Below are 11,647 nucleotides of genomic sequence, written 5' to 3' on the forward strand. Positions count from 1 at the left end.
CAAGTATGATGGAGGAGGAATGCATCATGTCCGGGGTATTTTCTATGGAACAGACGGTTGATGTACTAAAAAATAAGGGGCTGTCCAATCGGGATATTCTCTCCAACGTCGACAGCAGTCACTTTCCATTTGAACAGGAAGATATCGTTATGGCCTTCATTGATCTGCAGATTGAGTGTTCTTCGGACGAAGATTATGACAAGCTTGTGAATTACTTATATGGATTTAAAAACAACGCCTCCTAACTTCAGCCTCCGGTACCAGCTGCCGGGGGTTTTCCTATGCCTTTTATGAACACTCAAGTTGAGGGTGTGGTATTTTTTTGAAATAATGGATAGGTCCGATTCAGGAGGTGTCAGTGTGAAGGAATATATCCGATTCTTTATATGGATGATCGTTGGCCTGACGATCTTTCAGGTTCTTTTTTCAACGTTTGAGGACGGATGGATGGAGATAGCAGGGACAGCTGTTGCTGCCACCTTCTCCAAGTGGGCCATCGATAATTTCATGAAGAGTCGAAAGAAAACATCAGAGAATCATTAAATGAGAAGGAAAGAAGTGATCGTTCAGTGTTTACCGGGCACAGCAAACTGGAAGTTAAGCCGCAATCTCTCTATAAAAGTCAGAAGCAGCAGTTTTCGATTCGGGCAGGTGGATCGTTGATCGGTATGATTGAAGAAACAGCTGAGTCGGCGTCCAGCTGGAAGGATAAGCTGCTTCAATGGGTCAGCTTACATTTTCTATCCAGTAAGCATTTTAGTATGACCAATCCTAAAGCTGAGCCTGTGGCTGCCTTTCGTAAAAAAAGAGGACTGAATCAGCAGGTCGATATTTTTGGCCAGGATGGGAAGCGGGTGGCCGTCCTTGAGCAGAAATTAAAATTCAGTTCGCAACGGTTGAGCATCCGGGATACAGCGGGCAGGCTGCTCCTTTCGGCGGAAGGAAAGAATGGATCACTGGATTTTGTGGTATATGAAGAAGATGACCCTTCCTCAAAGCTCTCGACTATCAAAAAGCGGTCGATTCCATATCCGACAACAAAGGAAGCTTTAGCGTCCATGGATCATTATGAGGTTGCCAACCGTAGTGATCTGTCAGAGTTTCAACAGCTGTTGATCCTCATGATCCCGGTTATCGTCTTTGATCAGTTACATAATGCTTGAAAGGTACTTGGAGTCCGAATCTATAAATCTGTCAGGATGGTGAGTGTATGTACGGGTTTGAGCATGTCCCTCAATGGTACTATTGGAGTGCGAGCGTTGTCTTTATTCTTTTCTTTTTTATAGCGAAGTGGTGGATGGATAGAGATTAGAAGGGTTGGATGAGAAATCAACCGCCGGAACCAATACCAATGGGGTGAAAGTGGATTCAGGTTGAGAACGACTATAAGAGGTGAAACTTTCATCCGTATCCATTGTCGAAAGGGAAGTTGTATGGAGAACATAGAAACAGAAGTTCAAGGGGTATTAACGTTTAAGGATGTCCACACGTTTATGCGGTTGAAAATGCAAAGATCAATAAAGCGTGTGGCCTTATTCTCTTTTTTATTATTAACGGGATTCTTTATCTCATGGTCTCAGGGACACTGGCTGGTCAACATTGTGTTTTCTGTAATGGAAGCTTTATTGTATACCTTTTTCCTCTGGCTGTTATGCCGGTTATTCGTCTATATGACCACACGTCTAACTTATGCGAAAAACCGGCATTTACAATCACCCATCACTTATCAATTATCTTCAGAGGGTGTTATTCAGAAGGGAAAAAACGCGTATTTATTACTGGAGTGGGATGAACTCACCTCTATTATGGAAAGAGAAGAGCATTTCTTCTTATCCGTTTACCGCACGAAAATTTTTATTGTGCCGAAGCATTTCTTTTCATCTAAAGAGCAGGTGGTTAATTACCGCAAGGCTTTGGATGAGTTTGCGGGAAGCAGAACGAAAGTGGATCTGAAAAAAGGATAGATGGGAAAGTATCGACTGGCTCGGTTTTGCATATGAAGGACGGATCTGGGAGGCAGAGATGCTAGGGAAAACGTACGTGGATCATGATATATTTGGACTGTTGGAATCAGAGTCTGAGTTTACATAAATACTGGTATTCATGCAAAGCAAAAGGCGCTCATGGTACGATAGGGGATAGACAGGAGGAAGAACGATGACAAAGAAATTGTATTACGAAGATGCGTATCTTACAAGTTTTCATACATATGTAAAAGAAACCGGAAAGGATGACCGTGGACCGTACGCGGTTCTTGAAGAGACGGCCTTTTATCCGACAGGAGGAGGTCAGCCTCACGATACCGGCACATTGAACGGGACCACTGTTGTTGATGTCGAGGAAATAGATGGGGTGATCCGTCATTACCTGGCTGAAGCTCTGCCACTGGAAGACACAGGTATCCATGGCATTGTGGATGAACAGCGGCGGAATGACCATCGGCAGCAGCACAGCGGACAGCACATCGTATCCGCCATTTTCCATGATGATTACCAGATTCCAACGACAAGCTTTCATTTGGGTGACGATACGGTTACCATCGACCTGGATACCCCTCAACTTAGTGAAGCCGTCATGAAGGAAGCAGAAGCGAAAATCAATAAGGTCATCCGCGCTGGTTATCCGATTGACACGAAATGGGTGACGGTGGAAGAAGCAGACACCTATCCACTTCGCAAATCGTTAAGTGTGGAAGGGGACGTGCGTCTTGTCATTATTCCGGAGATCGATTACAGCGGCTGTGGCGGTACACATCCATCATCGACTGCGGAAGTGGCAATGGTGAAATTCCTCGGCTGGACGAAGAACAAAGGGCAGGTCCGTCTGGAATTTGTCTGCGGCGATCGTGTTTTGAAGCAGCTTGAAGACAAACACCAGATCATCCAAGGGGTCAAGCAGCTGATCTCACGGCCGGAAGCGGAGCTTGTTGATGAGGTGAAGTCTCTCATCCAAACCCACAAGGCAAAAGATAAACAAATCGCTGAACTGGAAGAGGAGCTGTTATCTTACGAAGCTTCAGAGCTGGCAGCCGCTCATCGGGCGGATAAGATCATCGTGAATGTGTACAAGAATCGTTCCATTAAGGTCCTGCAGTCTCTGGCTCAGGCCGTGCTTAAGCAGACCTCTGACCATCGGGTTGTCTTTGTGAGTGAGCAGGAAGATCAGCTTCAATTTGTTATTGCAAGAGGAGAATCCCTCGATGGTAATATGAATGCTGTCGCCAAACAGGTGATGCCGCTGATTGAAGGCAAGGGAGGTGGCCGGCCTCACTTTGTCCAGGGAGGCGGCCAGAACCTGATGTCCGGTGAAGCATTTGCTGAAAAAGTGAAGGAACAGCTGCTTGCTCCTGCTGAATAAATAAAAAAGAAGCGTACCTGAAAAAGATCAGGTACGCAGTTTGTAGAGAACCCCCTGTTTCTTTACAAGCTTTTTATCTTTCTTACCGCCAGGAGCGAAAGCCCCTTCCCTTTCCGCGGACGCGCGCCCGAGCTTCCTCGCAAAACCCACGCTCGGAGATCTCGGACCACTCGTTCTTCCGCAGGAGTGGAAGGGGCACCGCTCCTTGGAGGTTCTTTAACATCGACAAAGATTCTCCTTCACCCAGCTCAACCTTGCTGGATGGAGGAGAGTCTTTTTTATATTCCGGCAGGCAGCCGTATCAGCGGCTGTTCCTTCCCTTTTTCTTTTCCACGCAAGTGCGCAACAGCGCAGCCCATGCCGTTCTTTTGAATCTGCGAACCTGCTTCGTGCACAATCTCTCCTCTATATTCCAACGTCGCCACGAGGAGCGTTCGTTGGTGATGCCTGCGGGAACAGCACGGGCCGAAGATCCACTTGGGCAGGCGACCTTCCTGACCAAGTTAGCTGAGGGCGTGCCCGCGGCATTCATCCACCGATAAGCGGAAAGTGACCCTTCCCACGACAAATGGATAACTCTACCTGATTAGCACAGGCTTTTTCTACAGCCATCGTACCTGGAAAGGATCAGGTACGCTTCTTTTTATGATTGAATCGTTTCTGTCTGCATAGTCTTGGAAGGCTGGACGTGATGATTCTTCCAAAAATAACCGACCAATCCTCCGATCACGGCCGGCAGTATCCAGCCAAGGCCGATATCGTAAAACGGAAGGTAGGTTGCATAGAGGTTGTTGACCGATTCCAGCCACTGGGTGGCAATTGATGGGATAGTCCCCACAAGGGCGTTGTATCCATCTATGATGCTGACGAAAAAGGTTAGCCCCATGGCTCCAGCATAAACGGTCCGCTTATGGTTGAACATTTTAGAGCTGAGACCGAGCAGAATAAGAACGATGGCCAGCGGATATAAGAACATCAGTACAGGAACCGCATACTCGATGATATTCGTCAGCCCAACGTTTGCCACGATAAAGGAAAACAGGGATAACACAAGGACGAACGTCTTATAGCTGACTTTCGGATAGATCGTATGGAAAAATTCACTGCAGGCAATGATCAGACCAATGCACGTTTTCAAACAGGCCAGGATGATGATCAAGGCAAGCAGGATGGAACCATAGGATCCGAAGTAGAACTGAGAGACCGCTGCAAAGGTCAATCCGCCGTTCTCAAACTGTCCGACGGCTGCTGTACTGGATGCCCCCATATACGTAATCAATCCGTAAATCAGTGCCATCAAACTCATGGCAAACAATCCGGATTTCCACGTTGTACTCGCAATCGCTTTTGAGTCGGTAATCCCAAGACGGCGGATCGCATGAATGACCACAATGCCGAAAGCGAGAGCGCCGAGCGCATCCATCGTGTTGTAGCCTTCCTTGAAGCCGGTCATAAACGGCATGGCTTCATAATCTCCTGTTGGGGCACCGAAGCTTCCCATCGGCTTGATGATGGCTGTAACGATAAGAATGGATAAGAACAGTAAAAAGGTCGGAGTCAGATACTTCCCGACGATATCCATCACTTTTGCCGAATTCAGAGAAAAGTAGTAGGCCGCCGCAAAAAAGATAAAGGTGAAAACGCCGAGCCAGATAGTCGCTGATCCTTGGTCAAGGAAAGGTTCAAATCCAACGACAAATGGGACGGTAGCTGTTCTTGGAATCGCAAAAAACGGTCCGATGGTTAAGTATAATAAAAGAGCAAACCCCGTTCCAAATAATGGGTGGACCCGGCTGGCCAAGTCGTGAAGGCCGCTGCTCCCGGATAAGCCGATGGCAAGGATACCCATGAACGGAAGTCCGATGGCTGTGACGAGAAAACCGATCAAAGCCGGCCAGAAGGAAGTTCCAGCAAGCTGTCCAAGCTGAATCGGAAAAATCAAGTTCCCAGCTCCGAAAAATAACCCGAACAGCATGGTTCCGATCATGATGTAGGTGGAAATGGAAGTTCGTTGTTGCATATGCATGTTCCTTTCTTCGATGTAGTCGTCATTCGCTGAACGAATAAAGATTATCCTACCAAGAATCGATGGAAGGAACAATAGGCTTACCGCAATTCGTTGAAATTATTTGTCTTTTTCAAAAATGGCATCGTTTTCTTTGGAATGAACTGGATAGAGACCCGTTTCTGCCCTCGATATTAGATGATTTTTTTGACTTTCGCAGAGTGGTCATGCATGATATTTCCGTAGGAGATTTTTCCGAATGTACGGAAAATATGGGGATCATCCAGGCGGGTCATCGTGGTTGAATGGCAGACGCCTGAAATCGTACACATGGAGGAAACAAAAATGAAAAAAACGTGGATTTGGATGGCTGTTGCAGCCGCCGTTGTCATTGTGATTGGCGCCATTGCTTTATTAAGCGGAGGCCAGTCAAGTGAAGATACAGCGGATCGTTATGAAAATCAGCCATACTTAGGTGAAGAGAGCGCAGAAGTAAATATTGTAGAATTCGGGGACTATAAGTGTCCGTACTGTAAGGATTTTGAGTCTGGATTCTTTCCATTGATTGATGAGCAGCTGATACAAACCGGTGATGTGAAATTTTACTTTATTCAATATCCATTTATCAACGCTGACTCCGACCGCTCTGCTGAGTTTGCTGAAGTCGTTTATGAGGAGCTTGGAAACGAGACATTCTGGGAATTTCATGAATTGATGTATGAAAAGCAGGAGCCGGGAACCGAGCAGCAGGAAGTTTACACCGAAGATTACTTATATGATACACTCGCAGAAGTCGTTAGTGAAGAAGAAGCACAGTCTGTTCTTACCACCTATCAGGATGGGGCCGGAGAAGGAGCGCTTGACCGTGACCTTGACTGGGCTGGTGACTGGGATGTCACTGGAACGCCGACACTCTTCGTTAATGGTGAAAAGTTCGAAGGCAGCTCCATCGATGACCTTGTTCAAATGGTTGAGGAAGCAAAATCGGAATAAAAAGAAAAACCTGCAGCAGGCTAAGTTCAGGCCTTGCTGCAGGTTTTTTTATGGTTCCAAATCTCCATAGGTGGTCCCCCACTTATGCATCTGTTCAAGAATCGGCATCAACGTTTTCCCCATATCTGTTATGGAGTACTCGACTTTTGGAGGGACGGTATCATATTGGAAGCGGATGATGAATCCATCCTCCTCCAGTTCTTTCAGCTGCTGGCTCAGCACCTTATGGGAAATGCCGGGAAGCAGGTTCCTCAAAGCGTTGTAGCGAAGCGTGCCGTCTACGCTCAAGTGCCAGAGAATGACGGTTTTCCACTTGCCGCCGATCTTTTTCAATGTATATTCAATGGAGCATTTAAGCTTTCCATTATCGTCCATCGGTGCCTTCATAAACGGGCTCCTTTCTAACCTTTTGGTAAGCCTCTTACTTTAAAGTGCGTTCTTCTCAAACGTCTAAATCTAACTATAATGGAATTTGTAAAGGAAATAAAACAAGGAGGAATTAACAATGATGACTTTTCCAAGATCTTTTTCCCATATTGGACTTTCTGTCCCGAATTTAGATGAAGCTGTTAAATTTTATACGGAGGTATTTGGCTGGTATGTCATTATGGAGCCTTCAGAAGTGAAAAATGATGACACAGCGATCGGCCAGATGTGCCGTGACGTCTTCGGAAACGACTGGGAGCAGTTCCGCATTGCCCACCTCGCTACAGGTGACCGTATCGGTGTCGAGATGTTCGAATTCCCGGAGAACGAGCAGCCGGAAAATAATTTTGAATACTGGAAGACAGGCATTTTCCATTTCTGCATCCAGGACCCGGATGTGGAAGGCATGGTTGAAAAAATTAAAGCCCACGGCGGAAAGCAGCGCATGCCGATTCGTGAATACTATCCTGGAGATAAGCCGTACCGGATGGTTTATGTTGAAGATCCGTTCGGCAACATTTTTGAAATTTACTCCCACAGCTATGAGCTGACGTATTCTGACGGAGCTTATTAATAAACGGGCGCCCTTGTCCTTGTAGACAGGGGCGTTTCTTTTTATGGTAAGGAGAAGGAGGGATTCTGATGAATGTGATGGATCTACTAAGAAAGGGGTCTGAGAAGCAGCGGCACGTCCTTCAGCTGTTTCACGAACTGAACATCGCTGCACAATTCAAGGAAAACCACCCGGTCATCTGTGGAACCATTCCACTCGGGATTGATTTGGAGGATTCCGACGTTGATGTCATCATGCAGACAAAAGATCTTTCCCTTTTAATAAAGAAATGGGAGTGTCTGTATGGTGATTTTTCCAATTTTAAAACCGTTGAAAAATACATACGAGGCCGTAAGATCGCAAAAGCCAATTTCCGGTATGCGGGATTGGAGTGGGAGCTGTTCGCTCAAAATCAGCCGGTGACCGAGCAGAATGCCTGGCTTCACATGTTCATTGAATACCGTATCCTCCGGGAGGATCCTTCTCTCAAACTCATCATTCTTCAGAAAAAGAAAGACGGCTTTTCCACGGAAGCAGCATTCTGTGATCAATTAGAAATAGAAGGAGATCCATATGAAGGGCTGCTTGCTTATGGGAAAAAGAAGGGGTGGATTTGAAAATATTCTGTTTATTCTGCGGGCGTTCTGTTTTATAATTATATCAAATAGATATATATCATATTGATATAAAAGGAGAAGCTTATGAAGGAAAACCATACCCCTTATGCCCTTCTTGGCTTGATGACAGCAGGATTTCACACAGGCTATGAGATGAAGCAGATGATGGATGGGAGCTTGAATCATTTTTGGAAAATCAGCTACGGGCAGATTTACCCGACGCTTAAGAAACTGGTGGAGGAGGGATGTGCCGACGTTAAAGTCACCTCACAGGAAGGCCGGCCGGATAAGAAGGAGTACATCATAACTCCGTCCGGTGAAGATGAGCTCCGCTCCTGGTTGATGAAACCGGTGGAAGATCTTCCGGTGGAGAAAAATGAACTGCTGCTGAAGCTGTTTTTCAGCCGGAATCAGGAGAAATCAGTCATTCTTCATCAGTTGGAAAGCTACAGGGAAAAGCTGTATAAGAAGCAGCATACGTATCAGAGCATCAAAGAAATGCTGCTGAGGGAGGAGTGTCCGTCGGAAGACGCGCCGTTCTGGATCATTACACTGGATTACGGCCTTGCAACGACGGAGGCAGCTGTCGAATGGTGTGAGAAAACAAAATCCCGTATCGATGAAATGAAGGAGGAGTAACGTGGGGAAACAAGTGTTTCAAGGACGTTATACGACAGAAGCGGCAGGAGAGGAAGGGTTTGTCGTTTTTCTCATCGGGATGAGGATCAATAAATGGCGGGCGGTACATAAATGGCTCCCTGTGCTCCGGGCGATGCCGCCGATGATCAAGGAGCTGTATACACAAAAAGACATGGGATTTCTTGATATGGAGAACTTCTTTACAGGCCGGACCGTGCTGATGGTGCAGTATTGGGAATCAGAGGAAGCCTTGATGGACTATGCCCATGGGAAAAAGCACAGGCACGCATGGAAGAAGTTTTATCAACTAGCCGGCGATACAGAAGAAGTCGGCATCTATCATGAAACGTATCTTCAGAAACCGGGGCAGTTTGAATCGATCTATGGAAACATGCCGAAATTCGGGCTGGCTAAAGCCATCGGTCATACGGGAATCAGCCCGCAGACCGTTTCAGCGCGCCGGCGCTTAAAAAGTCACACTGCCGCAAAAGGGTGAAAAACCCTCCTACATGCTTGTAGAGAAATCCCGCGTTTTTAAGTGCCTTCAGCTCAACGCATGGTGAGATCACGAGGAGAGTTCAGTGATGAGGCCGTGCCCGCGGCAGGCATCCACTGATAAGCAGAACGTGACCGCATAGTCTGACCGAAAAGCATGCACAGATAATCAGCTGTGTGTAATGAATATCAAGAATCCCGGATCAGCTGGTCCGGGTTTTTTATTTTGTTCTTGCCATCTTTGTAACTTTTATGCTATGTTCTATGTAACCGGTTACACAATGCAGGAGTGAAGTTATGGTAACAATAAAAGATGTAGCGAAACATGCGGGGGTGTCTGTTGCTACAGTATCACGTGTGTTGAATAATAATGGCTATGTAGGAACAGAAACAAGGAAGAACGTGATGGCGGCTATTGAAGAGCTGAATTACAGCCCCAACGAAGTGGCGCGGTCGCTTTATAAGCGGGGCTCCAGATTGATCGGCCTGCTTCTTCCTGATATAACAAACCCATTTTTCCCTCAGCTGGCCAGAGGAGTGGAGGATGAGGCCGGTCGCCAGGGCTTCCGTCTTCTGCTCGGGAACAGTGATGAGGATATCGAAAAGGAAATGGACTACATTCAAACCTTTGTTCAGAATAATGTGGTCGGCATGATTACAGCGACCAACCACGTTGATTATGATATGTACCAGTCACTGGACCTCCCGCTGGTCCTGCTTGACCGTACGTCAAGCAGTTATCCCGCTGTCTACGCAGACGGCCGGGAAGGAGGAAGGCTCGCAGCAGAGACCCTCATTAAAAAAGGGGCGCAGCGGGTGACGCTCGTCAAAGGCCCTGCCCACGTTAAACCCGCGGTTGACCGTTACCGGGGCGCCATGGAGGTTCTCGGGGAAGCGGACGTGGATTTTTCCGTCATGTCAACAACCTCCTATGCTTTTGAAGAAGCTTTGAACTGGGCTGAGGAGCTGTTTCAGAAATTCCCTGAAACCGACGGCATCATTGCCAGTAATGATATTGTCGCCATCGCCATCGTCCATGAAGCGTTGAAGCGGGGGAAAAACATCCCGGAGGAGCTGCAGATCATTGGATATGATGATATTCCACAAAGCCGGCTGTCCTACCCGCCGCTGACGACCATCCGCCAGCCGGCTTATGAAATGGGTAGAAAAGCGGCTGAACTGTTAATACAAAGAATTGGACAGCCTCAACAGGAACACCGGTCCATTCAAATGCCGGTGGAATTGATCGAACGACATACAACACGAAAGGATGATCAAGAATGAAAAAGCCGACCATCGCTGTCATTGGCAGCTCTTCCATGGACCTTGTCGTTTCCTCTGACAAACGCCCGCAGGCAGGTGAAACCGTATTAGGAAAAGCGTTTGATACTGTGCCCGGAGGCAAGGGAGCGAACCAGGCGGTCGCAGCCGCCCGTCTGGGAGCTGACGTCTATATGATCGGATGTGTAGGAGAAGATACTTACGGAGAAGAAATCACAGCCAATCTGAAGAAAAACGGTGTTCGCACCGATTATGTGGAATCGGTTACACATGAAAGAAGTGGAACGGCCCACATCATCTTAGCAGAAGGCGATAACAGCATCGTCGTCGTCAAGGGAGCGAACGACTATGTCACTCCGGAGTATATTGAAAAAGCAGAAGAACTTTTGAAGAATAGTGATCTTGTCATGATTCAGCAGGAAGTGCCGGAAGAAACGGTTGTTCATGCCGCAGAGCTGTGCTCGCGTTATGGCGTGCCTTTATTGTTAAATCCAGCTCCGGCAAGACCTGTACCAGAAGTGGTCCTGGATCAAGTCAGCTACGTGACACCAAATGAACATGAAGCCGCTGTATTATTCGGTGGCCTGGCTTTATCAGAGGTGCTGCAGGCACACCAGAATAAATTGTTCATCACCGAAGGCGCAGCCGGCGTCCGCTACCACAATGGCAGACAGGAAGTTCTAGTGCCGTCCTTCCCGGTCAAGGCCGTCGATACGACGGGAGCGGGTGATACCTTTAACGCCGCCTTTGCTGTCGCCATTGCCGAAGGAAAAGAGATGGAAGAAAGCCTGCGTTTTGCCAACCGGGCGGCCAGCTTGTCTGTCACCGGCTTCGGGGCCCAGGGCGGAATGCCGTCACGTCAGAGCGTTGAGGAGGGACTGGAGTCATGAAGAGACATGGAATCTTGAACAGCAGCATTAGTAAAGTGCTCGCGGATCTCGGTCACACCGATCGGATCGCCATCGCTGATGCTGGCCTTCCGGTTCCGCCGGGGACACTTAAGATCGACCTTGCGTTAAAAGAAGGAGTACCGGGGTTTATGGAAGTCGTACAGGTCATTCAGGAAGAGATGAGTGTAGAAAAAGTGACAACAGCGGAGGAGATGGTGTCCAACCCGGCTGTTCATCAGAAAATGAAAGAAATGTTCAAAGCTGTCGAGATGGACGAACGTACCCATGAAGCGTTCAAGCAGGAGCTGACAGATGTCAAAGCAGTGATCCGTACTGGTGAAATGACACCTTATGCCAACTGTATCCTGCATGCCGGGGTCATTTTCTAAAA

Annotated in this window: 15 protein-coding genes; 13 read left to right on the forward strand and 2 right to left on the reverse strand. The window is 47.5% G+C overall.

Annotation, left to right across the window (positions count from 1 at the left end):
* Positions 1–26: 26 nt before the first annotated feature.
* The 5 genes from QMA39_RS01845 (at position 27) to QMA39_RS01865 (ending at position 3,357) form a co-directional block, all read left to right on the forward strand.
* Positions 27–245, forward strand: coding sequence for a hypothetical protein (locus QMA39_RS01845; protein WP_027953913.1), 219 nt, complete (start codon positions 27–29; stop codon positions 243–245).
* Positions 246–360: 115 nt separating this feature from the next.
* Positions 361–543: a hypothetical protein gene (locus QMA39_RS01850; protein WP_281657847.1), complete on the forward strand. Its 183-nt coding sequence runs from the start codon at positions 361–363 to the stop codon at positions 541–543.
* A 26-nt stretch (positions 544–569) separates the two neighbouring features.
* Complete coding sequence (locus QMA39_RS01855; RefSeq protein WP_281657848.1) at positions 570–1,163, forward strand: hypothetical protein; 594 nt, start codon at positions 570–572, stop codon at positions 1,161–1,163.
* 270 nt (positions 1,164–1,433) lie between these two features.
* Positions 1,434–1,964: a YcxB family protein gene (locus tag QMA39_RS01860; RefSeq protein ID WP_281657849.1), complete on the forward strand. Its 531-nt coding sequence runs from the start codon at positions 1,434–1,436 to the stop codon at positions 1,962–1,964.
* Between the two features lie 193 nt (positions 1,965–2,157).
* Positions 2,158–3,357, forward strand: coding sequence for a DHHA1 domain-containing protein (locus QMA39_RS01865; RefSeq protein ID WP_281657850.1), 1,200 nt, complete (start codon positions 2,158–2,160; stop codon positions 3,355–3,357).
* Between the two features lie 643 nt (positions 3,358–4,000).
* On the opposite strand, the gene brnQ is transcribed toward QMA39_RS01865, so the two are convergent.
* Positions 4,001–5,377, reverse strand: coding sequence for a branched-chain amino acid transport system II carrier protein (brnQ, locus tag QMA39_RS01870; protein ID WP_281657851.1), 1,377 nt, complete (start codon positions 5,375–5,377; stop codon positions 4,001–4,003).
* Positions 5,378–5,659: 282 nt separating this feature from the next.
* Here brnQ and QMA39_RS01875 point away from each other — a divergent pair, with 282 nt between their 5' ends.
* Positions 5,660–6,355 (forward strand): DsbA family protein, encoded by a 696-nt coding sequence (locus QMA39_RS01875; protein ID WP_281657852.1) that lies wholly within the window; start codon positions 5,660–5,662, stop codon positions 6,353–6,355.
* A 48-nt stretch (positions 6,356–6,403) separates the two neighbouring features.
* Here the strand turns inward: QMA39_RS01875 and QMA39_RS01880 are convergent, their stop codons facing one another.
* Entirely contained in the window at positions 6,404–6,742 is a 339-nt protein-coding gene (locus tag QMA39_RS01880; RefSeq protein WP_051254583.1) for a helix-turn-helix domain-containing protein, read from the reverse strand.
* A gap of 121 nt (positions 6,743–6,863) precedes the next feature.
* Between QMA39_RS01880 and QMA39_RS01885 the strand changes: the two genes are divergently transcribed.
* The 7 genes from QMA39_RS01885 to rbsD all read left to right on the forward strand — a co-directional run bounded on the left by QMA39_RS01885 (position 6,864) and on the right by rbsD (position 11,645).
* A complete protein-coding gene (locus tag QMA39_RS01885; RefSeq protein ID WP_027953922.1) occupies positions 6,864–7,355 on the forward strand; it encodes a lactoylglutathione lyase family protein in 492 nt (163 codons plus the stop codon).
* 68 nt (positions 7,356–7,423) lie between these two features.
* Positions 7,424–7,951, forward strand: a complete 528-nt coding sequence (locus QMA39_RS01890; RefSeq protein ID WP_281657853.1) for a DUF4269 domain-containing protein — start codon at positions 7,424–7,426, stop codon at positions 7,949–7,951.
* An 84-nt stretch (positions 7,952–8,035) separates the two neighbouring features.
* Complete coding sequence (locus QMA39_RS01895; RefSeq protein ID WP_281657854.1) at positions 8,036–8,590, forward strand: PadR family transcriptional regulator; 555 nt, start codon at positions 8,036–8,038, stop codon at positions 8,588–8,590.
* A 1-nt stretch (position 8,591) separates the two neighbouring features.
* Entirely contained in the window at positions 8,592–9,086 is a 495-nt protein-coding gene (locus QMA39_RS01900; RefSeq protein WP_281657855.1) for a DUF4188 domain-containing protein, read from the forward strand.
* Between the two features lie 296 nt (positions 9,087–9,382).
* Positions 9,383–10,369, forward strand: a complete 987-nt coding sequence (locus QMA39_RS01905) for a LacI family DNA-binding transcriptional regulator (RefSeq protein ID WP_281657856.1) — start codon at positions 9,383–9,385, stop codon at positions 10,367–10,369.
* Positions 10,366–11,256 (forward strand): ribokinase, encoded by an 891-nt coding sequence (gene rbsK, locus QMA39_RS01910; RefSeq protein WP_281657857.1) that lies wholly within the window; start codon positions 10,366–10,368, stop codon positions 11,254–11,256. The genes QMA39_RS01905 and rbsK overlap by 4 nt, the downstream gene beginning before the upstream one ends.
* Positions 11,253–11,645: a D-ribose pyranase gene (gene rbsD, locus QMA39_RS01915; protein WP_281657858.1), complete on the forward strand. Its 393-nt coding sequence runs from the start codon at positions 11,253–11,255 to the stop codon at positions 11,643–11,645. The genes rbsK and rbsD overlap by 4 nt, the downstream gene beginning before the upstream one ends.
* Positions 11,646–11,647 lie beyond the last annotated feature (2 nt).

The sequence above is a fragment of the Halobacillus sp. Cin3 genome, assembly GCF_947311855.1.
GTDB lineage: Bacteria > Bacillota > Bacilli > Bacillales > Halobacillaceae > Halobacillus > Halobacillus kuroshimensis.

Excerpts from the sequence above, each read along its gene's own strand:
- rbsK (WP_281657857.1), top strand. The coding sequence starts at position 10,366 with ATGAAAAAGCCGACCATCGCTGTCATTGGCAGCTCTTCCATGGACCTT.
- QMA39_RS01860 (WP_281657849.1), top strand. The coding sequence starts at position 1,434 with ATGGAGAACATAGAAACAGAAGTTCAAGGGGTATTAACGTTTAAGGAT.
- brnQ (WP_281657851.1), bottom strand. The coding sequence starts at position 5,377 with ATGCAACAACGAACTTCCATTTCCACCTACATCATGATCGGAACCATG.
- QMA39_RS01895 (WP_281657854.1), top strand. The coding sequence starts at position 8,036 with ATGAAGGAAAACCATACCCCTTATGCCCTTCTTGGCTTGATGACAGCA.
- QMA39_RS01885 (WP_027953922.1), top strand. The coding sequence starts at position 6,864 with ATGACTTTTCCAAGATCTTTTTCCCATATTGGACTTTCTGTCCCGAAT.
- QMA39_RS01890 (WP_281657853.1), top strand. The coding sequence starts at position 7,424 with ATGAATGTGATGGATCTACTAAGAAAGGGGTCTGAGAAGCAGCGGCAC.
- QMA39_RS01845 (WP_027953913.1), top strand. The coding sequence starts at position 27 with ATGTCCGGGGTATTTTCTATGGAACAGACGGTTGATGTACTAAAAAAT.
- QMA39_RS01865 (WP_281657850.1), top strand. The coding sequence starts at position 2,158 with ATGACAAAGAAATTGTATTACGAAGATGCGTATCTTACAAGTTTTCAT.
- QMA39_RS01880 (WP_051254583.1), bottom strand. The coding sequence starts at position 6,742 with ATGAAGGCACCGATGGACGATAATGGAAAGCTTAAATGCTCCATTGAA.
- QMA39_RS01905 (WP_281657856.1), top strand. The coding sequence starts at position 9,383 with ATGGTAACAATAAAAGATGTAGCGAAACATGCGGGGGTGTCTGTTGCT.
- rbsD (WP_281657858.1), top strand. The coding sequence starts at position 11,253 with ATGAAGAGACATGGAATCTTGAACAGCAGCATTAGTAAAGTGCTCGCG.